Source organism: Pseudomonas sp. GW704-F2 (assembly GCF_059423025.1).
Window position 1 is genome coordinate 25,325 of sequence record NZ_JBWKXO010000039.1, and the last position, 21,310, is coordinate 46,634.

Below are 21,310 nucleotides of genomic sequence, written 5' to 3' on the forward strand. Positions count from 1 at the left end.
GACACACTGCCATCGGGGGCAAGCCCCCTCCCACATTTTGATCTCCATAGATCAGATATCTCCATGGATCAGAACCCAAAGAACCGGACATGTAGCCGATCACCCCCTCCCCAAAAAATGCCCCCCACTCAATCCAAAATGAAGCTTTCGTGACAAAAGTTCGGTAGTGCCCGGCCACGCCCGTCTTGCCTATGTAACGCGCTGGAGGCGGCCACAAGTCGTCTCCCCAGCCGTCAGCAGGACGCCAGGAGTGGGGCACATGGGAACTATGGAACGTTACTCGAAAGTCGGCATGCAGGAGCTCGATCAGCGCCTGTCGAAGATCGTCGAAGCCGCGCGCAAGAAGCCGGTTTCGGTGTACCGCTACGGCGCGCCCTGGGTGTGGATCGTTTCGCAGGACGATTGGCAGGGCGCTTTGAAGGAAGTCTCCAGCTACATCCCCGCCGGCCATTCGCTGGTGTTGTTGCGCCCGCAGATCGATGCGGTGTTCGACCGGCACCACGACCTGCTGCAGCCCGCACCCGGGATGCAGATCGCGCCGCGCACCGTGTTGCAGATCCTGCTGCTGCAATTGCTGTACTCCGTGCCCAGCGAACAGCAACTGCACGAACAGCTCAATTACAACCTGCTGTTCCGCTGGTTCGTCGGCCTCGACCTGCACCAGAAGGTGTGGGGCATCCAGGTGCTGCAGCGCGATATCGCCACCCTGTTGAGCAACCCGCGGGCGGTGCAATTGATCCAGACCGTCATCGGTGAAGTGTTTTGTGGCGCCTTGCTGCACATGCCGGAGTTCTCGTTGAACTTCGCCTTGTTGCACACCTGGCTGGCACGGCACAGCCAACTTTCGATAACCCGCAATTGAGCAGGCCAAACGCCGTGCAATCGGCGAGGGCGCAACATTTTAGATATTTAGGGGGCTGTGTGGAGCATCTGTTCAAGTCAACGCTGGCGCTGTGTTGCCTGGCGCTGGGCACCTTGGTGCAGCCGGCGCTGGCCGAAGAGGGCGATGCCCCGGCGCGCCGGGTGGACGTCAACGAGTACTTCGTGCGCGGCAATACCGTGCTCGATGCGGCAACGATCGAAGAGGCGGTGTACCCGTTTCTCGGCCCGCAAAAGACCCTGAACGATATCGAAGGCGCCCGCGACGCGCTGCAGAAGATCTACCAGGCGCGTGGCTACCAATCGGTGTTTGTGGAGCTGCCGGAGCAGAAGGTCGATGACGGCATCGTCTACCTGCAAGTCAGCGAAACCAAGGTCGGCCGCGTGCGGGTGGTGGGGGCCAAGCATTACTCGCCGGTGGAAATCCGCGAGGAAGTACCGGCGCTCAAGGAAGGCGCCGTGCCGGATTTCGCCAGCGTGCAAACCCAGCTGGCCGGGCTCAACCGCAGTGCCGGGCGCCAGGTCACGCCGCTGGTGCGCGAGGGCCAGCGCCCCGGCACGATGGACGTCGACTTGCAGGTGGAAGACCAGAATCCGTGGCACGCGAGTATTGGCCTGAACAACGACTACAGCGCCGACACCGAGAAGCTGCGCTCGGTCGCGACCCTGGGCTACGACAACCTCTGGCAACTGGGCCACAGCATCTCGCTGACGTATTTCACCGCGCCCCAGGACAGCTCGAATGCCAAGGTCTGGTCGGGTTCCTACAGCGCGCCGCTGGATGAGCGCTGGACCGTGCAGTTTTCCGGTTATCAGTCCGACAGCAACATCGCCACCATCGGCGGCAGCAACGTGTTGGGCAAGGGCCATTCCTACGGGGTGTCGGCGATCTACAACCTGCCGCTGGACGGGAACTGGGCCAACTCGTTCTCCTTCGGCATCGACTTCAAGGACTTCGACGAACAACTGAAATTCGGCGCCAGCAGCGACCAGGTGCCGCTCAAGTATGCCCCGTTCACCTTTGGCTACAACGGCTACCGCTACAGCGAAAAATCCCAGCTGGGCCTGGGGTTGAACCTGGTGGTGGGCACCCGGGCGTTCTTCGGCTACGGCAGCGATGCCGAAGAATTCCGTGCCAAGCGCTGGGACTCCAGCCCGAGTTTCGCCGTGCTCAAGGGCGATGCCAATTACACCTACACCTTCGCCAACGACTGGCAGTCGGCGTCCAAGGCCGGCTTCCAGCTGGCCTCGGGACCGCTGGTGTCCAACGAGCAGTATTCCGCTGGCGGCGCCACCTCGGTGCGCGGTTACCTGGCGGCCGAGCGCACCGGGGATGAGGGGTTGCTGCTCTCCCAGGAGCTGCGCACACCGTCTTTGGCCAAGTTCCTCGGCAGTTATGTGCAGGAGTGGCGCTTCTACGCGTTCGCCGAAGGCGCGCGCCTGCGTCTGCACGACCCGCTGCCCGAGCAGGAAGACGAATACAGCCTGGCCAGTGTCGGCCTTGGCACCCGCGCCAGTTTGAGCAAATGGTTGTCCGGCAGCCTGGATTGGGGCTACCCGCTGCTCGACGGACCAAACACCCAGAAACAGGACTCGCGACTGCACTTCAGTGTGCAGGCGACCTTCTGACCCTTTTTCCCGGAGATTCTTCCCATGCAACGCCTATTCCTGAGCCTGTTGATCTGCCTGGGCTTCGCGCTCCCGGCCACCGCCCATGCCTGGTGGCAGGACGATTGGCATTACCGCAAACAGATCAGCGTGGACACCACCGCCCAAGGCGCCGCGATCAACCAGGCCCTGGGCCGCACCGCGCTGCTGGTGCGCCTGCACACCGGCAACTTCACCTTTGACGGGGTCAAGGATGACGGCAGCGACCTGCGCTTTGTCGGTGCCGATGACAAGACCGTGTTCAACCACCAGATCGAAAGCTTCGACCCGCTGATGGGCATGGCGCTGATCTGGGTCGATGTGCCCAAGGTCGAAGGCGCTCAGCGCCAGGACCTGTGGATGTACTACGGTAACCAGAAGGCCCCGGCCACCGCCAACGGCCAGCTGACCTTCGACCCGAATTACACCGCGCTGTATCACTTTGACGGGGCCAGCGGCACACCGCCACGGGACACCACGGCCTACGCCAACACCGCGCTGAATGCCACCGGCAGCAGCATCGACGGCGTGGTCGGGCGGGCCTTGCAGTTCAGTGGCCAGCCCTTGCTGTTGCCGGCCAGCCCGTCGCTGCAACATGCCGCCGCTGGCGCCTTCACATTCAGCGCCTGGCTGCGCCTGGACCAGGCCAGCGGCGAGCAGATCGTCCTCGCCCGGCGTGAGGCTCCGCATAGCCTGTTGCTCGGGTTGAACCAAGGCATGCCGTTCGTGGAAGTCGACGGCCAGCGCGCCGTCTCGACCCAGCCATTGAACCCCGGTCAATGGCAGCACCTGGCGTTCACCGCCGAGGGTGAAAAAGTCACGCTGTATGTCAACGGCCGCGAAACCGCGAGCCTGGCGGTGGCGATGCCGGCGTTCAATACACAACTGGCGATCGGCGCCGATCTGCCGGAAGCAGCCGGCCCGCACTTGCCGTTTGCCGGGGCGATGGATGAGCTGCGCCTGTCCAAGGTGGCCCGCCCGGCGACCGTGTTGCTGGCCGATGCGAGTGCCCAGGGCGCCGAGTCGAAACTGGTCGCTTACGGCGTGGATGAAGAACAGTCGGGCTTCGGTTTCGGCAGCCTGGGCTTTCTGCTCAACGCGGTGCCGGTGGATGCCTGGGTGATCATCCTGGTGCTGGTGGCGATGATGTTCCAGTCGTGGGTCATCATGATTCGCAAGAACCGCATGGTCAGCCGTGTGAGCAGTGCCAACGAGGCGTTTCGCGAGCAGTTCGCGCAGATCGGCACCCGCCTGGAAATGTTCTACGACGACAGCGTACTCGCCGAACGCCTGAGCCATTCTTCGCTGTGGCGCCTGTACTGCGTGGCGGTCAAGGAGATCCGCACCCGCCGCGCCCAGGGCGCCGACACCTCATCGGTGTCGGCGGCCACCATCGAAGCCATCCGTTGCTCCATGGACGGCGTGCGTACCCGCGAAAACCAGGCACTCAGTTCCAAACTGTCGACGCTGTCCAACGCCATCGCCGGCGGCCCATACATCGGCCTGCTGGGTACGGTGCTGGGCATCATGGTGGTGTTCCTCGGCACGGCCATGGCCGGCGACGTGAACATCAATGCGATCGCCCCGGGCATGGCGGCGGCCTTGCTGGCCACGGCCATGGGCCTGTTCGTCGCGATCCCCGCGCTGTTCGGCTACAACCGCCTGATCACGCGCAACAAGGAAGTCAGCGCCGACATGCGCGTGTTCGTCGACGAGTTCATCACACGCCTGGCGGAGATGCACGGCGAGAGCCAGTTCAGTGACGCGGCGCACCGCGTGCCGCACCACGCGCCGGTTTCGGCCTGAGGAGAATCGCCATGGCTTCCGTAAATGCCTCCCACGACGATGACGACGATGCCGCCGTCGACAGCATCAACATCACGCCCCTGGTGGACGTGCTGATGGTGGTGCTGGTGATGTTCATCCTCACTGCCACCGCCCAGGTCTCGGGCATCCAGATTCATCTGCCCAAGGCCAGCGCCTCGGTGTCGCTGTCGGAGGCCAAGACCAAGGCCATCTCCGTCAACGACGGCGGCCAGGTGTTCCTTGATGCCTACCCGGTCACCCTCGGCGAGCTGGAGGAGCGCCTGCGCATCGAGAAAGCGCTGAACCCGGATTTCCCGGTGATCGTGCGCGGCGACGCCACGGTGCAGTACCAGAAGGTGATTGAGGTGCTCGACCTGCTGCGGCGGTTGGAGCTGTCCCAGGTCGGGCTGGTCACCGGCAAACCGAGCCAGGGCTGAGTCATGACCGCACAGATCCCGATGCCGCCGTTGCCCGTGAAAAACAAGCCGCCGCTGCGCCCGCTGAAGTGGGGCGCCGGCCTGCTGCTGGGCGCCGTGGCCGCCTGGTTTCTCTGGCAATGGGCCAATGACATGAGTGGGGTACGCCGCGAAGCACCCAAGGTGCCGACCATTATCCCGTTGCCGCCACCGCCGCCACCGCCGCCGGAAAAACCCAAGGAACCCGAGCCCCAGGTGGAAGAAAAAGTACCCGAGCCGGTGCCCACGCCGGAGCCCGAAGAGGTGAAACCGGCGGAAGAAGCACCGCCTTCGCCGGCCGACGACTTGGCCAACCCGATGCAGATCGATGGCGATGCGCAGTCCGGCAATGACGGCTTCAACATCGGCGCGGGCAAGGGCGGTGGCATGGCCGGTTCCGGCGGCGGTGGCCTGGGTGCCGGCACGTACAAGCAATACCTGGCGGGGGTGTTTCAACGCCTGCTGAGGGAAGACCCGGAGTTACGCAAAAAGGCCTACGCGGTACAGGCGGATGTGTGGTTGAGCGCCGAGGGCCAGGTCACGCGTGTGGAGCTGGCCAAGTCCAGCGGCGACCGCGAGACCGACGCCCAGGTGCTGGCGGCGTTGCGTGTACCGCATGCCGCGCAACGCGTTCCAGCCTCGGTGAGCATGCCGGTGCGCCTGTCCCTCAAGGGTCGGCGTCCGGATTGATCGAACCCATTTTTTGCAGTTTTTTACAGGAGTTGCTTACGAATGATTTCCCCCGTGAATCGCCTGACCCTGGCGGTCGGCATGGTCATCGCGACCCTGGTCGGCCAGGCGACGGCCGCCCCGGTCGCCCCTTCGGAAAACGTCACGATCAACCTGATCCGCCTGCTGGTACAGCAAGGCGTGCTCACCCAGGACACCGCCAATGGGCTGATCGCCCAGGCGGAAAAAGAAGCCCAACAGGCACGCCAGGCCAATGCCGCGCCGGTGGTCGCCAGCGGCCCGACGGCGGCACCTGGCGATGTGCGCGTGCAGTATGTGCCGCAAGCGGTGCGCGACCAGATCCGCGATCAGGTCAAGGCCGAAGTCATGGCCACCGCCAAGCAGGAAAACTGGGCCCAGCCCAATACCTTCCCGGATTGGGTCTCGCGCATCAGCTTTGATGGCGATATCCGCCTGCGTGACGAGTCGCGCTATTTCTCGGGTAACAACAGCAATGAAATCCTCGATTACGCCAAGCTCAATGAGAACGGGCCTTACGACGTCAACCGCAACTCCAACACCAAGTTGCCGCCGCTGCTCAACACCCGTGAAGACCGCGAAAGCCTGTTCCGCCTGCGTGCGCGCCTGGGCATGAAAGCGGTGATTTCGCCGGAATGGACCGCCGGCATTCGCCTGGGCACCGGCTCTGACAATAACCCGGTGTCCACTACCCAGACCCTGGGCGGTGGCTTCGGCAAGAAGGACATCTGGCTCGACCAGGGTTACCTGAGGTGGAAAACCACCGACTACATGACCTTGACCGGCGGGCGAATCGCCAATCCGTTCTACGCCACCGACATGATGTATTCCAACGAGCTCAATTTCGACGGCGTGGCTGCGATCTTCAACCACAAGCTCAACAACGAGTGGGGTCTGTTCGGCACCCTCGGTGCATTCCCGGTCGAATACACCGCGGATGCCGCCAGCAGCAACGGCAAGGACAAGGAAGACAGTCAGACCAAATGGCTGTTCGGCGGGCAAATCGGCGCCGATTGGAAGATCAACCGCGGCAACAGCCTTAAGCTCGCCGCGGCCTACTACCAGTTCCAGGACATCCAGGGTGAGCGCTCCAGCCCTTGTTCGCCGTGGGCCGGCGCCCCCGGTTGCGACACCGACGGCACGCGTGTGGCCTTTATGCAAAAAGGCAACAGTGTGTTCCTGCTGCGTAACAACACCACCAACCCGGCGGACCCTGTCAGAACGCCAGACCCGCAGTACGTAGGCCTGGCTTCCAAGTTCGACGTGCTGGACCTCAACCTGGTCTGGGACAGCGAACTGCCCAGCGACTTCAAGTTGCGCACCCAAGGCAACTACATCCGCAACCTGGCCTACGACAAAGGCGAAATGCTCAAGCGCAGCGAAGGCCAGATCGTCAACAACATCAATAGCAAGGGCCAGTTTGAAAGTGGCGGCAACGCCATGATGGTGCAGTTCACCCTCGGCAGTGCGCTGGAGATGCGCAAACGTGGCGATTGGAACGTGCTGGCCGGCTACAAGTACATCCAGCCTGACGCCTTGCCTGACGGTTTCAACGACTCCTCGTATCACCTCGGCGGCACCAACGCCAAGGGCTACTTCATTGGCGGCAACTACGGCATCGACAAGAACATCTACGCCAGTGCGCGTTGGTTGAGCGCGTCGGAAGTGTATGGCGCGCCGTTCGAAGTCGATGTGATGCAACTGGAACTCAACACGCGCTTCTGATGCGCAGGGAGATGCCCCATGAACACGCGAATATGCGCGCTGCTGTTGCTGCTGGTTACCACCGGTGCTTCGGCCGAAGGCATGGAAGAGCGCCTGCGCACGCAACTGCGCAGCACCACCCAGCAGTTGCAGGCGCTGCAAAGCGAGCAGGCCCAGGCCAGTGCCGCGCGCCTGGCGGCGGAAAACCAGGCCAAGCAGGCCCAGGCGCAAATCAAGCAATTGACCGCCGAGCTGGAAAAGGCCCGTGGCGTGGCCGAGCAACTCGCCGGCCAGCAACAGAACCTGCACAGCCAGGCGCAAGCCCAGGCGGCGGCGAGCAACGAGCAGATCGGCAAGTTCAAGAAGGCTTATGACGAACTGCTGGTGTTGGCCAAGGGCAAAGAAACCGAGCGCGCACGCCTGCAGGCGCAACTGAGCGAACGTGACACACAAGTGCAGCAATGTTCAGCCAAGAATCAGCAGATGTACGGCGTGGCTCAGCAGTTGCTCGCGGCCTACGAAAAAATCGACGTGGCCGAGGTAATGAGTATTCGCCAACCCTTCGCCAGCGGTGCGCGGGTCAAGTTCGAGGAACTGGCCCAGGGTTTTGGCGACGATCTGTACAAGACCCGCTTCGATGCGCCCCAGGCGGGCGTCAATCATTGATCCACAAGGAAGAGCAGACCATGAACGAATTGATCACCAGCGTCACCGCCCAGAGCCTCACCGAGTTGCTGCAAGAGGCCGGCTACCGGGTCAACCAGAGCGAGCAGAACGGCATCGTGCAACTGCTCAGCGCCAGCCAGGGCATCGGCTTTGCCGTGCGCTTCGGCAACCCGGCGACGGAGCCGGGCAGCTACGTGGATTTCACCTACAGCTGCGCGCTGCGCGTGCAGGGCGACTTGCCCGAAGGCCTGGCCCAGGTGTGGAACGCCTCGCGCCGTTTTGCGCGGCTGTCGGTGCAGGGTGAATTTCTGCTGATGGAAATGGACGTGGTGGTGGCCGGTGTCGGCGCCACGCACCTGCGCAGTCAGTTGGAACTGTGGGACCGCCTGCTGCAGGAATTTATCGTCTACCTGCGTGAGTACAGCCAGCACGCCGCGCAGTTGCAGGCCCAGGCGGCTGAACCTGTAGCTGAAGAGGTACCGGTGCTGTGAAGAAGCGAACCGTGGTTGTCGGCGCGGGGGCGCTGACGTTGCTGGTGGTGGCGGTGGGGTTGAGCCTGCGACCGGGCAGCGACCCGGTCGCCGCTCAGCAACCGGCACCTGTCGTCACGTCCTCGCCCAACGAGCGTGGCGCGCCGGCGGTGGCGCGCCTGGGCAACCAGCAGATCGACGTGCCTGAACTGAAAAGCGTGCTGGCGAGCCTGCCGGCCGAATCCCGTGAGCAACTGCGCGGCAATCGTGGCGCCCTGGAGAGCTGGCTGCGTTCGCGCCTGGCGCAAAAGGCCGTGCTCGAACAGGCCGACGCCCAAGGCTGGCGCCAACGTCCGGAGGTGGAGCAACAGACCCGCGCCGCCACCGAACAGATCGTGTTTCGCGACTACATGCTCTCGGTCAGCCAGGTGCCGGCCGACTACCCCAGCGCCGCTGAATTGCAGCAGGCCTACGACGCTGGCAAAGCACAATGGATGACGCCGCCGATGTACCGGGTCAGCCAGATCTTCCTGGCGCTGAATGACCCGCAAAGTGTCGACGCGGTACGTCGCCAGGCCCAGGAACTGAGCCGCAAGGCCCAGGCCGCGCCGGGGGATTTTGCCGCCCTGGCCACGCAATACTCGCAAGATCCGGACACCGCCCAGCGCGGCGGCGACTCGGGCTTGCAGCCGTTGCAGCAACTGGTGCCAGCGGTGCGCGAAGCGGTGTCGCGGCTCAAGGTCGGCGCGGTCTCGGAGGTGGTGCAAAGCCCGGCGGGGTTCCATGTGCTCAAACTCACCGCCCAGCAACCGGCGCGCACCGCCACCCTCGACGAACTGCGCGAGCGCCTGACCCAGGCCCTGCGCGCGCAACGCCAGGAACAGATCGCCAAGGCGTACCTGGAAGGCATGCTCAATACCGCGACCTTGAGCATCGACGGCGCGCAGTTGAACCAGGTGCTGGAGTAACCCGCGTCAAGCGCATTGGATGCACAAGATCTACAAGACAGGGAGTCTCCCATGGCATTTCTAGAACCGTCTGGCCCCCAGGGGCCTGCACCCTATCGCGAGCCGAGCCAGTCCCGCAGCGCCTGGTTGGCCCTGGCCAACGACATCGAGCCGGAGGTCGCGCGCTACTTTCTGGTGAGTGCGCGCTGCGGCTGTTTCATGCAGGCGGCGCGCAGCCTGAATATCAAGGCGACGCTGCTGCGCAAACGCCTGGCGCAACTGGAGGAACAACTGCGCCATGTGTTGTTCATTTTTCAGGGCAACGGCCTGGTACTCAGCCGCGATGGCCAACTGCTGCAGGCGCAATTGATTGCCCTGGCCCATGCGCGGCGCCTGCCGGTGGTGGAGCAGCCGCTGATTCGCCTGGCCGTGGCCGAGCCGATCCTGCACGACATCCTCGGGCGCGACCTGATCGCCTTGCTGCGCCGCAACGCCAGCGTGCGCCTGGAAATCATCTCCATCGACAGCCAATTGTCCCTGCAAGCTGTGGACGTTGACGTGGTGCTGTGGCTCTCCGACGCCGATGGCCCCACACCCGGCCCGAGTTTCCCCACTGCGCCGCCTCAAGTGCTGGCGCGCTTGGAGTACCTGCCGCACATCGCCAAGCGTTACTCGCGGCTGACAACCCGCCCCGACAGTGTCGAAGACCTGGATGACTACATGCTGGTGCAGTGGCAGCCGGATGGGCAGGTGAACGCCTTGCAGCCATGGAACACGGTGGTGGCACAGCGCCTGGCCGCGGTCGTGCAGGTGCATGCCTATTCGTTGATGCTCGAGATGATCCGCTGCGGCGCCTGCATCGGTTTGCTGCCGCGCTACATGGGCAGCTTCGACCGTGGCCTGGTGGCCTTGCCGGGATTGCTCGCCGAGCCCATGCAGCGCCAGGTGTGGCTGGCGGTGAAAGCGCAGGTGCAGCATGCCGAGGCGGTGCAGATGATCGTCGAGTTGATCACCAGTACGTTCGAGGGGCGGCGGGAGTGGTTTGATTAGTGCAGGATCCGGCCCCGGACGTTGCGTGATCGCCCCAACTGCGCCAGTCTTGGCGGCCTCATCCTTCCTGTAGCTGCGATCCGCGATGCAAGCCACCCGTTTGACTCTGATCTGCCATGCCGTCACGCCGTTGCAAAAGCGCGGCTGCTTTGCCGATGACGAATCGTTGGTGATGGATTGGCAAAACGCGGCGTTATCCCTGGCCGGTCGCTTCAAGAAAAACGTGCGGCTGCGCTGTGGGCCCGAGGCGCGAACCCGTCAGACGGCGAGTTTGTTCGGCGATCGGGCGCAGATCGACGAGGCCTTGCGCGATGGCGATGTCGGGCACTGGAAAGGCCAGGACATCGCCGCGCTCGACAGCGCCGAACTGACGACCTGGCTCATCGACAGCGCGAGCGCACCCCACGGTGGCGAGTCGGTGGATCGGCTCTGCGCGCGCGTCGCGCAGTGGATGCAGTCGCTGCAGACCGAATCCGGCCATGTCGTGGCCATCACCCATCCGTTTGTCATCCGCGCCGCGTTGCTCTACGTCATGCAGTTTCCCGTCGCGATGTTTTATCGCATCGATGTGGAGCCGCTGTCTTGCACTGAGCTGCGTTTCAACGGCGTCTGGCGCCTGCGCCTGGAAACTCACGCCTGAGTGCGTGAACATGGCAAAATCCACGCCCCGCAATGAGAGCAACCCATGAAACGCATCCTGATCATCGGCATTGGCGCCGGCAACCCTGACTACATCACGATGCAGGCCGTGAAGGCGCTGAACCGCACCGACGTGTTTTTCCTGATGGACAAGGGCCAGAGCAAAGACAAGCTGATCGACCTGCGCCGTGAGATCTGCGCGACCTACATCACCGAGCCCGGCTACCGCTTCGTCGAGGCCGATTGCCCCGAGCGGGTGCGCGGGGACATCGACTACACCCGCGCCGTGCAGGACCTCAACCGCGATAAGCAGCAGACCTTCGAGCGCATGATCAACGAAGAAATGGCCGACGGCGAAGTGGGGGCTTTTCTGGCTTGGGGCGATCCGGCGTTGTACGACAGCACCATCCGCATTCTGCAGGCGATCCTGGCCAGTGGCCGCTGCGTCTTTGAATTCGAAGTGATCCCCGGCATCACCAGCGTGCAGGCCTTGGCGGCCCAGCACAAAGTGCCGCTGAACCGCATCGGCCGCTCCATCGAGATCACCACCGGGCGCCGTTTGGCGGCGGGGCAGGCGAGCGATGCCGACACCCTGGTGGTGATGCTCGACGCCGAAGACTCCTACCGCACCGTGGTCGATCAGGATCTGGACATTTATTGGGGGGCCTACCTCGGCACGCCGGATGAAATCCTCATCAGCGGCAAGGTGAGTGAAGTCGCTGAAGACATCCAACGGGTGCGCAAGGCTGCGCGTCTGGCCAACGGCTGGATCATGGACACTTATTTGCTGCGCAAACCCTGAGGTCGATCTCCATGTTCAAACTGTTCGCGCTGGTGCTGACCCTGGTGGCCGGTGCCGCCCACGCCGATTCCGACCTGCACACCGACTTGCCGTTGTTGTACCTGGAACAGACCCAGGGCGATGCGCGCAACCAGCCGCTGGTGATTTTCCTGCACGGTTTTGGCAGCAACGAGGAAGACCTGTTCGGCATCAAGGATGCGCTGCCGTCCACCTGGACCTACCTGTCGGCGCGCGCGCCGATGCCGGTGGACGCCCAAGGGTTCCGCTGGTTCACCAAGACGCCGGGTGACGGCGATTACGATGGGATGACCGACGACCTGCAGAGCAGCGCCAGGCTGATCAAGGCGTTTGTCGCCAAGGCTACCGTCAAATACCACACCCAGCCTGACCGGGTGTTCCTGGTGGGGTTCAGCCAGGGCGCGATCATGTCTTACGAGGTGGCGTTACGTGACCCTGAGTTGGTGCGCGGGATTGCGGCGCTCAGTGGCAGCGTGCTGCCGGTGCTCAAGGCGCAGCTCAAGCCGGATGAGCGATTGGGCCAGTTGGCGATTTTCATCGGTCACGGCACGTTGGACCAGGCGCTGCCGTATGCCTCGGCGACGCGGGCGAACGAGGTGTTGTCGGGGTTGGGGCTCAAGCCGCAGTTTCATACTTATCCGGGCATGAACCACACCATCAGCGCAGCGGAAGTGCAGGACTTGAAGGCCTGGCTGGAAACCAATGTGAAGTGAACACCGCTAAAAGTGTGGGAGGGAGCTTGCTCCCGATAGCAGTGTGTCAGCCAACACATGCATGACTGATGCACCGCCATCGGGAGCAAGCCCCCTCCCACAGTTGATCGGTGTGGTTTTAACGGTCGGTTTACTTGCCGCCGGTGATCAGTTTCACCAACTGCGCATGCCCCTTCACATCATCCGCCCGCGAAATCGCCTGGATCACCAGTAAGTGATTGCCGGAACCGCCGAGGAAGGTGGAGTTCAAGGTTTTGCCGCCGCCTTGGGTGGCCGTGCTGTCCACCTGGCGCAGGCCGAGGCCCTTGAAGGTCAGTTTCTTTTCGTTCTGTTTCTTGAAGTCGGGCAGGGCGGCGCTCTGGTCCTTGACGAAGCCGGCGACTGCGCCGTCGAGAAACTGCGGGTCATTATCTTTAATGGTCACCCCGTCGTTGCGCACGGTTTCGGCGACGATGACCACACTTTTCGTGGTTTGGTTCGCGTACATCGTACCTTGGGTATCCCCGGTGCCGTCTGCTGCCTTGCCGGCTGGCAGGGTGTCGGCGACATAGGCCTTGGGCAGGTCGAAGCTGAACTTGCCGCCCAAGGTGGAGATGGTCTGATCCGCCGGCTTGGCCGCGGCGAATACGCTGCCAGCGCTAAGCGCCAGGGCCAGCAGGACGGCGGTCTTGGTGAAAGTGGCCATGAAGAAGCGCTCCGGTAGATGAACGAAATTGCGCCGTATTCTGTCAGAAAATTCGCAAGATCGTTCATCCGCACCATCAAACCTTGTCGGACTCTTCCTCAAGACGGTCCATTTCAAACAACCGCGCCAGTTCCGCACGGGCTTCCTGGGCGGTTTGCATGACCTTGGCCGCGTCGTCGTACACCGCGTGCTGGGCGGCGAGGACCTGCAGGTCGTGGTTCTTGAACCGGGTGATGCGCGCGTCGGCCTGGGCTTGGCTCAGGCCGAGACCCACCAGGGTGCGGCGGCTCATTTCCAGGCTGGAATAGAAGGTTTCGCGCACCGGTGACGCGTCGAGGTCCACCAAACGGTGGACGTGCTGGCGGTTACGGGCGCGGGCGATGATCTTCATGTGCGGATAGAGGCTGCGCACCAATTCGGCGGTTTTGATGTTGATCTCCGGGTCATCCATCGCGATGACGAAGAACTCCGCCCGGTCGACCTTGGCCGCGTGCAGGATCTCCGGACGTTGCGGGTCGCCGTAGAACACCGGCATGCCGCCGAAACTGCGGGTCAGCTCGATGGTTTCGACCGAGGTGTCCAGGGCGATAAACGAAATGTTCTGCGCGCGCAGGATTCGCGCGACGATCTGCCCCATGCGGCCCATGCCGGCGATGATCACGCGCGGCGCATCGCTTTCGATGGTGCGGTATTCCTCGGGGACTTCCACGGGTTTGACCTTGGGCTTGAACAGCTTCGGGCAGACCAGCAACAGCAGCGGCGTCACGGCCATCGACAGGGTGATGGTCAGCACCAGGATGTCATACAGGTGCGGTTCGAACAGGCCCTGGTCGCGGCCGATCTTGAACACCACGAAGGCGAATTCACCGCCTGCCGCCAGCACCACGCCCAGGCGCAAGGCGCTCTCGCGGTTGAGATCGCCCACCAGCCGGCCGACGGCATACAGCAGCGGCAGTTTCAAACCGATCAACAGCAGGGTCAGGCCGATCACCACCAGCGGCGAGCTGAGCAGCAGGCTGAGGTTGGCGCCCATGCCCACGCTGATGAAAAACAGGCCGAGCAGCAGGCCCTTGAACGGTTCGATCTGGGATTCCAGTTCGTGGCGGTATTCCGAGTCCGCCAGCAGCAGGCCGGCGAGGAACGCGCCCAGGGCCATGGACACGCCGACCAACTCCATCAGCCAGGCGGTGCCGATCACTACCAGCAACGCGGTGGCCGTGGACACTTCGCGCAGGCCGGTCTTGGCGACGACGCGAAACACCGGGCGCAACAGATAGCGCCCGCCGATGATCACCACGGCGATGCTGCCGAGGATCTGCAATACGTGCTGCACGCCCTGGGCCTGGGTGCTTGGGTGATCGCCCCCGGCCAGCAACGGCACCATGGCAATCAGCGGGATCGCCGCAATGTCCTGGAACAGCAGAATCGCAAAGGCCAGGCGCCCGTGGGGCTGGTTCAGTTCCTTGCGCTCGGCCAGGCTTTGCAGGCCAAAGGCGGTGGACGACAGCGCCAGGCCCAGGCCCAGCACGATTGCGCTGTTCCACGACTGGCCGAACAGCCACAGCGCGACCCCGCCCATCACCAGGCCGGTGAGCAGCACCTGGGCCAGGCCGACACCGAATACCGCCTTGCGCATCACCCATAAACGTTTCGGCGACAGCTCCAGGCCGATGATGAACAGCAGCAGCACCACGCCCAACTCCGAGAACTGCGCGACGCTTTGCGGGTTGCCGATCAGGCCCAGTACCGACGGGCCGATGATCACACCGGCGAACAGATAGCCCAGCACCGCGCCCAACTGCAAGCGCTTGGCCAGGGGTACGGTCAGCACGGCGGCGAGCAGGAACACCACGGCTGCTTGTAACAGGTTGCCTTCATGGGGCATTGCGAACTCCAAAATCTTTAAAGCCAATCAACAGGCGGCTATTAGAGCGCTTTTTACATGTCGATAATTGTGTTTTTGCAGTGTGGGATCGTGCTGGGCAGGTGATTTTTTGCTGGGCGACCGCGTTCTCGCGGGCGTGTCTTTCACTGGCTGAGTATTTTTCCAGGCGCACTGGCGTGCGTGCGGTACAACCCCACGGCCAGTCCCGTGATGATGAGCGCAATCGAGAGCAGGTTGGGCGTGGATATGCGCTCGCCGATGATCAGCATCGAACTGGTCATGCCGAACACCGGAATCAGCAGGGACAGCGGCGCTACGGTGGATACCGGGTATGCCTTGAGCAGTGAGTTCCAGCCCCAGTAGGCAAAGTGCGTGGCCAGGTAGACCTGGAACAGGATGGAACCCGCCGCCGTCAGGTCGAGGTTGGCGCCCACGTTGGCGAACGCTGCGCTGCCGTGCAGCCACCAGGCCATGAGCCACAGCGGAATCGGTGGGAACAGACTGGCCCACACCATGAACGAGAAGATCTCTTTCACGCCCGATTGCTTGATGATCACGTTGCCGACACTCCAGGCCAGCGCGCTGAAGACGATCAACAGAATACCCAGCAGCGCGTGGTCGCCGTGTTGCGTCGCGATAATCCCCCCCAGGCCGGTCACCGCGAGCACGGCGCCGAGCACTTGGGCCCTGCGGATTTTTTCCTGGAACAGCACATAGCCCCAACCCATGCTGAAAAACACGCTGAGTTGGATGATCAGCGAGGCGATTCCCGGGCTGACGCCGACCTGAATGCCGTAGTTGATCACGCCCCACATCCCCAGCCCGAAGATAAGCCCGTAAGCCGCCACATAGTGGAAGCCCACGGCGGGGCGCTTGATGAAAAACACCAGCGGCAGGGCGGCGAGGGCAAAGCGTATGCCGGTGAGGACAAAGGGGTCGATTGCACGCAGGCCCAATTTTGTCAGGGGGAAGTTCACCCCCCAGACCAACGTAACCAGCACAGCAAGCACCAGGTGTTTTTTCTGCATGGGGTTTCCTTTTAGGCAGAGTGCAGCTTCAAAGGCGTCGATGTTAGGCGGCAGGGCAATGGCCCGCTTGCTATGTCAGGTCAACTTTTGACAGAATCGGGCCATGATGCCGACTTTTGATGCCGACAGCCCCGACGCGCTGGTGACGCTGCGCGAATACCCCTCTGGCACCGTGTTTGCGCGGCACACGCACCCGCGAGGTCAGTTCGCCTACGCTTCCACCGGCGCGCTGAAAATGTTTACCGACCTGGGCAACTGGGTGGTGCCGCCGCAGCGGGCGATCTGGGTGCCCGGCGGCGTGCCCCATGAAATGCAGATGCGCGGCGATGTGGTGATGCTCAATACCTACCTGGACGCCGGCGCCGCCGCACGGGCGGGGTTGCAGGCACGCTGCCAGGTGTTTGAAGTGTCGCCCCTGCTCAGGCATCTGTTGCAGGCGGCGCTGGCCATCGAGCCCTCGACCTTACCCAATGCCAGGCAGGCCTGCGTGCTGACGCTGCTGATCGACGAGATCGGAGCGATGCCCGAGTTGCCCCTCAGCGCGCCGTTGCCCCGCGAGCCGCGGCTGGCGAGCGCCTGCCAGCGTTTTCTGGAGGCCCCTACGCAACACACTTCGATTGACGAAATGGCCGCGTGGTCGAGCATGAGCCGGCGCACCTTTACCCGCCATTTCCTTGAGAGCACGGGCATGACGTTCGTCGCCTGGCGCCAGCAAGTCTGCCTGCTGGAAGCCACTGCCCGGCTCAGCCACGGCGTGTCCATCACCGAGGTGGCGCTTGAGTTGGGCTTCAGCAGTGCCAGCGCCTTCACTGCGTTGTTCCGGCGCAATCTGGGCGATACCCCGGCGCGTTATCTGACTAAATCAAAGGCCGCGTCGTTGTTCTGAGGGGGCTATGGCGTCCGCGCCCGTCAGGATTCACCTTCCTGTGGCCCGCCCTTTGTTACTATCGGCGTCCTTCGTCACCAGGAGTCATCGGCCCATGCAGCACCAGTGGGATGAAATGCACCGTACCCGCAAGCCCACGTTCGTACTGTGCGGCGAGCCTCAGGGGGACGTGCTCAATCTCTATGTTCACGGTTACTCGGCGTTCTTCAACCGGCAGCAACTGGGCAACTTCACGGCGCAACTGGCAAGTATCGAAGGTTCGACCAACCTGATGCTGTTCTGGCCGGCCGGGCATTTTCTGGAAAACCTGTTCGCACCGTTCAAGGACGTGATCACCGCGATGCTCGGCGGCGGCGGCCTGGGAGCGGCGACGGTAGGGGTGGGCAAGGCGATCGGGTATTTTCTCGACCATTACAAAAGTGTCGAGGCGCGGGTGGATGAAGTGGCCCGCAGCCTGTTGCCGGAATTGGCCGAATTCCTCCACGGCGAGTCGCTGCAGGTGCGGCGCATCAACCTGATCGGGCATTCCCTCGGCGCGCGCATCCTGGTCAAGAGCGTGTTGGCCAACCCCGACACTGCGCGCGAACTGCCGTTGAACCATTTGCTGTTGATGGGCGGGGCGATCTGTACGTCGAGCCCTTGGGATGAAGTGTGTGCAGCGCTTTCGGGGCGGGTGATCAATTGTCACTCCAGTAAGGATTGGGCCCTGGCGATGAAACCGGATACCGAGCGTTGCATCGGTCGCTACGCCATCCCGATCACGCCCGCGCTCAAGGCCAAGGTGACCAACGTTCACCTGGCCAGCTTCGATCACGCGGCCTATTGGCCGCAGTTGCAGACGGTGGTGCAGTACACCGACCTGCTGCAGGAGCGACGCGGCATGATCCGCGCCGACCAGCGCAGTAGCGAGGTGCGCTTTGCCGAAGAAGATGACGAACTGTTCCCGGTGCTGGTGCGGGCGCGCCCGGACGAGCTGAAATTCCTCGCCGAATTGATTGCGCAAAAGCGCAGTGCCTCGATTGATGCCACGGTGCGCGAGCCGCTGAAGTTGGCCATCGAGTTGCAGCGCATGGGCGGCGACAGCTTCATGAACCTCGCCCGGGGGCACGGCGTGGGGTATCGCCAGATCGCCGAGGATGTGGCGCAGCGGCTGGGGATCAAGTTCGATGAACCGATGGAGACCGTCGTGCTGGCGGACATCGAAGCGCAGGTCGCGGAAAAACTCATCGAACAATACAAGGACAAACTCAGCCACGCCGACCGCCAGGCGTTCGACGCCGAGCTTCAGGCGGCGGCGCAAAAGGAGCAGGGCCTGTTCCATCGCATCGATGTCGGCCGTTCGGCCGCCACGGCGTTGAGCGGTACGGCGTTGGCGGGGCTGACCGGGTTCATCCTACGGCGCGGCGCGGCCACGGCGATTCCGCTGGTGGGCCAGGCACTGGCGGCGGCGATGTTGCTGGTGAGCGGGGTGCGTGCGTTTTCCGGCCCGGCGTATTCGATCACGACCTTGGCGGTACTGGTGATCGGGGTGATCCGCCAGCGCATGGAGCGCGAAGCGTTGAACCAGGAAACGGACCTGGTGGTGCAAGTGGTCGAAGCGTTTGACCTGCCGCGGGACACGGTGATGCGAACGGTTGCATCCGACTGATAAGCTACGGGCTTGTCTAGAGTGTTTGCCTGGGATACTGCGTGAAATTCAGCCTGCCGAAAATCGCTACCGCTCCGTTTTGCCCGCCGGAAGTGGCTGGCTCTGTCATCGTCGACCCCAAGGCGTCGTTTTTCAAACGAATGCTGATGTTTGCCGGCCCTGGCTTGCTGATTTCCATCGGCTACATGGACCCGGGCAACTGGGCCACGGCGATCGAGGCCGGCTCGCGCTACGGCTACAACCTGCTGTTTGTGGTGCTGCTGGCCAGCCTGGCGGGCATGGTGGTGCAGTGCCTGTGCTCGCGCCTGGGCATCGCCACCGGCAAGGACCTGGCGCAACTGTGCCGCGAACGCTACAGCCAACGCTCGGCCCGCACCCAGTGGGTGCTGGCGGAAATTTCCATCATCGCCACCGACCTCGCCGAAGTGCTCGGCTGCGCCCTGGCGTTTCACCTGCTGCTCGGTGTTTCGTTGACCACCGGCATTGTCATCACCGCGTTTGACACGCTCTTGGTGCTGGCCCTGCAAAACCGTGGTTTCCGCCGCCTGGAAGCGATCATGTTGGCGCTGGTCGCCACCATTGGCGTGTGTTTCTTCATCGAGCTGGTGCTGATCAAGCCCTATTGGCCGGACGTGTTCAGCGGCTTTGCGCCGTCGTTGTCGGCCATCAGCGATGCCGCGCCGTTGTACCTGGCGATTGGTATCCTCGGCGCCACCGTGATGCCGCATAACCTCTACCTGCACAGCTCGATCGTGCAAACCCGGCTGATCGGCAAAGACCTCGCCAGCAAGCAGGACGCGGTCAAGCTGGCGCGTATCGACACCATCGGCTCCCTGGCCCTGGCCTTGCTGGTCAACGCCGCGATCCTGGTGCTTGCCGCCGCTGCGTTCCATAAAACCGGGCATACCGATGTGGTCGAGATCCAGGACGCCTACCACTTGCTCGATCCTCTGGTCGGCGGCGCCTTCGCCAGCATCCTGTTCGGCATTGCCTTGCTGGCTTCCGGGCAGAGTTCCACGTTCACCGGCACCATCGCCGGGCAAGTGATCATGGAGGGCTACCTCGACCTGCGCATTCCTTGCTGGCAGCGACGCCTGATCACCCGTGGGCTGGCGCTGATCCCGGCGTTCGTGGGCGTGTGGCTGATGGGCGACGCGGCCATTGGCAAATTGCTGATTCTCAGCCAGGTGGTGCTCAGCCTGCAGTTGCCGTTTGCGTTGTATCCGCTGATCCGCATGACCGGCGACGCGCGACTGATGGGCCCGTTCGTCAATCGCCTGCCGACGCGCGTGCTCGCGTGGTTTCTGTTTGCGCTGATCAGTGGCGCGAATGCGTGGTTGATCGGGCAGTGGTTGTTTTGATCCAAGGCCCGCGGTGCTGGGGCGCTCTACACCAGGACCGCCAGCGATGTGTATTGGGCAACCTGCGGATCGGCCGTCAATAGCTTCATTGGTTCGCTCAGGGCGGTTGCAGCGATGAGCCGATCGAAAGGGTCTTTGTGATGAGGCTTGAGATCCTTGACCGCAATGGCGTGTTCTGACGTGATGGGGAGTTCGACGAAACCGCTTTGCAGGCAGCACTCACGGATTTCATCCAGATCGACAGTGAGTTTCCCCAGGCCGACCTTGATCGCCAGTTCCCAGAATGTGGCGGCACTGACGTAGATCTCTGCGGCATGTTCAATCAGCTTTCGGGCTTTGCTGGAGAGCTTGGGGTCATCGTTCAACGTCCACAGCAGGATGTGGGTATCCAGCAGCACTCTCATGAATGAGTGCCCTGGAACGCCGCGATGAGGTCGTCGGACAAAGGCGCGTCGAAGTCATCCGGGATCACCAGCTTGCCTTGCATGGCGCCAATTCGCCGGCCTTTGGATTTTCCAATAGGGACAAGCTGCGCCATCGCTCGCCCATGCTTGGCGATGGTGATGATTTTGCCGGCAGCCGCCTCATCAACCAGTTTTGACAGCGTGTTTTTGGCTTCGCCCAACGGCACTGTAATCATGGGGCTCTCCGCATATTTTGGCCAAATATAGCCAGAACTGCTGGCGCTATCAAAGACAGCCTGACCGCTGGTTGACGCCAACCGTTTTGAGCGCGACGGGTTGCGGTACATGACATCCATGGCATTGCTCCAAACAAGGGTTTCGCCGAAGTCTGTCGCAGCGTGCCGGGCTTAGGAATAGTGGCCCGAAAAATCGGAATGGACCTACTTTAACCGCGAGGCGTTTTCCCCATGAGCGTGCTGATCGACCATTTCGGCTGGCTGGGCCACCCGGCCATCGAACTGTCGGGCAGCCGGATCGTGGCAATGGCCTGCCTGGCGCTAGCGCTGATGTTCAGGTACCGCAGCAACACCCGCACCGACTGACTGATGGTAGGAACCATCCGCGCCGGTCCGCAGTCACTGCTAAAGGTGTCGGCGCCCGCCGCACCGGGACGACCATGACGAAGGAGTCTGACCATGCCAGATACAACCTGTGCCTGCCCACACTGCAAATGTGTACTGGGAGTGGAGGCGGTGATGAAAGACGGTAAGGGCTATTGCTGCCAGGGCTGTGCCGAACACCATGCCCATGGTGAGCCGTGTGTGGCGCCGACGGGCTGCGAATGCGCCAAGTCGGCTAAAGGCTGAGCGCGGTAAAAATTCGCTCGGCTTGTCGGGCGCTGGTCATTAC

At 62.9% G+C, this 21,310-nt stretch carries 22 protein-coding genes and 1 pseudogene; 18 read left to right on the forward strand and 5 right to left on the reverse strand.

What is annotated here, in order from left to right; all coding sequences use genetic code 11:
* The first annotated feature begins 268 nt into the window (after nt 1-268).
* The 13 genes from AC07W0_RS24865 (at nt 269) to AC07W0_RS24925 (ending at nt 12,504) form a co-directional block, all read left to right on the forward strand.
* Nucleotides 269-862: a transposase gene (locus AC07W0_RS24865; RefSeq protein WP_046489232.1), complete on the forward strand. Its 594-nt coding sequence runs from the start codon at nt 269-271 to the stop codon at nt 860-862.
* A gap of 59 nt (nt 863-921) precedes the next feature.
* Entirely contained in the window at nt 922-2,508 is a 1,587-nt protein-coding gene (locus tag AC07W0_RS24870; RefSeq protein WP_046489230.1) for a ShlB/FhaC/HecB family hemolysin secretion/activation protein, read from the forward strand.
* A 24-nt stretch (nt 2,509-2,532) separates the two neighbouring features.
* A complete protein-coding gene (locus tag AC07W0_RS24875; protein WP_102618447.1) occupies nt 2,533-4,332 on the forward strand; it encodes a DUF2341 domain-containing protein in 1,800 nt (599 codons plus the stop codon).
* 11 nt (nt 4,333-4,343) lie between these two features.
* Nucleotides 4,344-4,769 (forward strand): ExbD/TolR family protein, encoded by a 426-nt coding sequence (locus AC07W0_RS24880; RefSeq protein WP_017849147.1) that lies wholly within the window; start codon nt 4,344-4,346, stop codon nt 4,767-4,769.
* Nucleotides 4,770-4,772: 3 nt separating this feature from the next.
* Nucleotides 4,773-5,477, forward strand: coding sequence for an energy transducer TonB family protein (locus tag AC07W0_RS24885; RefSeq protein WP_017849148.1), 705 nt, complete (start codon nt 4,773-4,775; stop codon nt 5,475-5,477).
* Nucleotides 5,478-5,519: 42 nt separating this feature from the next.
* Nucleotides 5,520-7,220: a putative porin gene (locus tag AC07W0_RS24890; RefSeq protein WP_057004369.1), complete on the forward strand. Its 1,701-nt coding sequence runs from the start codon at nt 5,520-5,522 to the stop codon at nt 7,218-7,220.
* An 18-nt stretch (nt 7,221-7,238) separates the two neighbouring features.
* Nucleotides 7,239-7,865, forward strand: coding sequence for a hypothetical protein (locus AC07W0_RS24895; RefSeq protein WP_017849150.1), 627 nt, complete (start codon nt 7,239-7,241; stop codon nt 7,863-7,865).
* Nucleotides 7,866-7,885: 20 nt separating this feature from the next.
* Entirely contained in the window at nt 7,886-8,356 is a 471-nt protein-coding gene (locus AC07W0_RS24900; protein ID WP_102618446.1) for a YbjN domain-containing protein, read from the forward strand.
* Nucleotides 8,353-9,303, forward strand: a complete 951-nt coding sequence (locus tag AC07W0_RS24905; RefSeq protein WP_046489222.1) for a peptidylprolyl isomerase — start codon at nt 8,353-8,355, stop codon at nt 9,301-9,303. Before AC07W0_RS24900 ends, AC07W0_RS24905 begins: the two co-directional genes overlap by 4 nt.
* Nucleotides 9,304-9,354: 51 nt before the next feature.
* A complete protein-coding gene (locus AC07W0_RS24910) occupies nt 9,355-10,332 on the forward strand; it encodes a LysR family transcriptional regulator (RefSeq protein ID WP_046489220.1) in 978 nt (325 codons plus the stop codon).
* Nucleotides 10,333-10,417: 85 nt separating this feature from the next.
* Nucleotides 10,418-10,972 carry a histidine phosphatase family protein gene (locus AC07W0_RS24915; RefSeq protein ID WP_102618445.1) on the forward strand — a complete coding sequence of 185 codons (555 nt, stop codon included), beginning with the start codon at nt 10,418-10,420 and terminating at the stop codon, nt 10,970-10,972.
* 45 nt (nt 10,973-11,017) lie between these two features.
* A complete protein-coding gene (cobF, locus tag AC07W0_RS24920) occupies nt 11,018-11,773 on the forward strand; it encodes a precorrin-6A synthase (deacetylating) (protein ID WP_079444136.1) in 756 nt (251 codons plus the stop codon).
* Nucleotides 11,774-11,784: 11 nt separating this feature from the next.
* Nucleotides 11,785-12,504, forward strand: coding sequence for an alpha/beta hydrolase (locus tag AC07W0_RS24925; protein WP_046383057.1), 720 nt, complete (start codon nt 11,785-11,787; stop codon nt 12,502-12,504).
* 130 nt (nt 12,505-12,634) lie between these two features.
* Here the strand turns inward: AC07W0_RS24925 and AC07W0_RS24930 are convergent, their stop codons facing one another.
* The 3 genes from AC07W0_RS24930 to AC07W0_RS24940 all read right to left on the reverse strand — a co-directional run bounded on the left by AC07W0_RS24930 (nt 12,635) and on the right by AC07W0_RS24940 (nt 16,102).
* Nucleotides 12,635-13,189 (reverse strand): DcrB/PsbP domain-containing protein, encoded by a 555-nt coding sequence (locus AC07W0_RS24930; RefSeq protein ID WP_017849157.1) that lies wholly within the window; start codon nt 13,187-13,189, stop codon nt 12,635-12,637.
* 76 nt (nt 13,190-13,265) lie between these two features.
* A complete protein-coding gene (locus tag AC07W0_RS24935) occupies nt 13,266-15,074 on the reverse strand; it encodes a monovalent cation:proton antiporter-2 (CPA2) family protein (RefSeq protein ID WP_017849158.1) in 1,809 nt (602 codons plus the stop codon).
* A gap of 143 nt (nt 15,075-15,217) precedes the next feature.
* Nucleotides 15,218-16,102 carry an EamA family transporter gene (locus AC07W0_RS24940; protein WP_102618444.1) on the reverse strand — a complete coding sequence of 295 codons (885 nt, stop codon included), beginning with the start codon at nt 16,100-16,102 and terminating at the stop codon, nt 15,218-15,220.
* 103 nt (nt 16,103-16,205) lie between these two features.
* Here AC07W0_RS24940 and AC07W0_RS24945 point away from each other — a divergent pair, with 103 nt between their 5' ends.
* From AC07W0_RS24945 to AC07W0_RS24955, 3 genes are all read left to right on the forward strand, one after another.
* Complete coding sequence (locus AC07W0_RS24945; protein WP_102618443.1) at nt 16,206-16,988, forward strand: AraC family transcriptional regulator; 783 nt, start codon at nt 16,206-16,208, stop codon at nt 16,986-16,988.
* Between the two features lie 94 nt (nt 16,989-17,082).
* The gene (locus AC07W0_RS24950; RefSeq protein ID WP_102618442.1) at nt 17,083-18,636 is read left to right on the forward strand and encodes a DUF726 domain-containing protein; all 1,554 of its coding nucleotides are present in this window, start codon (nt 17,083-17,085) and stop codon (nt 18,634-18,636) included.
* Nucleotides 18,637-18,677: 41 nt separating this feature from the next.
* Nucleotides 18,678-19,997, forward strand: coding sequence for an Nramp family divalent metal transporter (locus AC07W0_RS24955; protein WP_017849162.1), 1,320 nt, complete (start codon nt 18,678-18,680; stop codon nt 19,995-19,997).
* Nucleotides 19,998-20,023: 26 nt separating this feature from the next.
* On the opposite strand, the gene AC07W0_RS24960 is transcribed toward AC07W0_RS24955, so the two are convergent.
* Both AC07W0_RS24960 and AC07W0_RS24965 read right to left on the reverse strand, forming a co-directional pair.
* The gene (locus AC07W0_RS24960) at nt 20,024-20,401 is read right to left on the reverse strand and encodes a type II toxin-antitoxin system VapC family toxin (RefSeq protein WP_046489214.1); all 378 of its coding nucleotides are present in this window, start codon (nt 20,399-20,401) and stop codon (nt 20,024-20,026) included.
* Nucleotides 20,398-20,757 (reverse strand): type II toxin-antitoxin system Phd/YefM family antitoxin, encoded by a 360-nt coding sequence (locus tag AC07W0_RS24965; RefSeq protein ID WP_256580894.1) that lies wholly within the window; start codon nt 20,755-20,757, stop codon nt 20,398-20,400. The genes AC07W0_RS24960 and AC07W0_RS24965 overlap by 4 nt, the downstream gene beginning before the upstream one ends.
* Before the next feature lie 111 nt (nt 20,758-20,868).
* On the opposite strand from AC07W0_RS24965, the pseudogene AC07W0_RS24970 reads away from it, so the two are divergent.
* A pseudogene (locus AC07W0_RS24970) lies at nt 20,869-21,003 on the forward strand (DMT family transporter); the annotation flags it as partial.
* A 93-nt stretch (nt 21,004-21,096) separates the two neighbouring features.
* Nucleotides 21,097-21,267, forward strand: coding sequence for a metallothionein (locus AC07W0_RS24975; RefSeq protein ID WP_079444133.1), 171 nt, complete (start codon nt 21,097-21,099; stop codon nt 21,265-21,267).
* Nucleotides 21,268-21,310: the final 43 nt, after the last annotated feature.

Coding starts and splice junctions, on each gene's coding strand:
- AC07W0_RS24865 (WP_046489232.1), top strand. CDS start 269: ATGGAACGTTACTCGAAAGTCGGCATGCAGGAGCTCGATCAGCGCCTG.
- AC07W0_RS24875 (WP_102618447.1), top strand. CDS start 2,533: ATGCAACGCCTATTCCTGAGCCTGTTGATCTGCCTGGGCTTCGCGCTC.
- AC07W0_RS24880 (WP_017849147.1), top strand. CDS start 4,344: ATGGCTTCCGTAAATGCCTCCCACGACGATGACGACGATGCCGCCGTC.
- AC07W0_RS24885 (WP_017849148.1), top strand. CDS start 4,773: ATGACCGCACAGATCCCGATGCCGCCGTTGCCCGTGAAAAACAAGCCG.
- AC07W0_RS24890 (WP_057004369.1), top strand. CDS start 5,520: ATGATTTCCCCCGTGAATCGCCTGACCCTGGCGGTCGGCATGGTCATC.
- AC07W0_RS24895 (WP_017849150.1), top strand. CDS start 7,239: ATGAACACGCGAATATGCGCGCTGCTGTTGCTGCTGGTTACCACCGGT.
- AC07W0_RS24900 (WP_102618446.1), top strand. CDS start 7,886: ATGAACGAATTGATCACCAGCGTCACCGCCCAGAGCCTCACCGAGTTG.
- AC07W0_RS24910 (WP_046489220.1), top strand. CDS start 9,355: ATGGCATTTCTAGAACCGTCTGGCCCCCAGGGGCCTGCACCCTATCGC.
- AC07W0_RS24915 (WP_102618445.1), top strand. CDS start 10,418: ATGCAAGCCACCCGTTTGACTCTGATCTGCCATGCCGTCACGCCGTTG.
- cobF (WP_079444136.1), top strand. CDS start 11,018: ATGAAACGCATCCTGATCATCGGCATTGGCGCCGGCAACCCTGACTAC.
- AC07W0_RS24925 (WP_046383057.1), top strand. CDS start 11,785: ATGTTCAAACTGTTCGCGCTGGTGCTGACCCTGGTGGCCGGTGCCGCC.
- AC07W0_RS24930 (WP_017849157.1), bottom strand. CDS start 13,189: ATGGCCACTTTCACCAAGACCGCCGTCCTGCTGGCCCTGGCGCTTAGC.
- AC07W0_RS24935 (WP_017849158.1), bottom strand. CDS start 15,074: ATGCCCCATGAAGGCAACCTGTTACAAGCAGCCGTGGTGTTCCTGCTC.
- AC07W0_RS24940 (WP_102618444.1), bottom strand. CDS start 16,102: ATGCAGAAAAAACACCTGGTGCTTGCTGTGCTGGTTACGTTGGTCTGG.
- AC07W0_RS24945 (WP_102618443.1), top strand. CDS start 16,206: ATGATGCCGACTTTTGATGCCGACAGCCCCGACGCGCTGGTGACGCTG.
- AC07W0_RS24950 (WP_102618442.1), top strand. CDS start 17,083: ATGCAGCACCAGTGGGATGAAATGCACCGTACCCGCAAGCCCACGTTC.
- AC07W0_RS24960 (WP_046489214.1), bottom strand. CDS start 20,401: ATGAGAGTGCTGCTGGATACCCACATCCTGCTGTGGACGTTGAACGAT.
- AC07W0_RS24965 (WP_256580894.1), bottom strand. CDS start 20,757: ATGGATGTCATGTACCGCAACCCGTCGCGCTCAAAACGGTTGGCGTCA.
- AC07W0_RS24975 (WP_079444133.1), top strand. CDS start 21,097: ATGCCAGATACAACCTGTGCCTGCCCACACTGCAAATGTGTACTGGGA.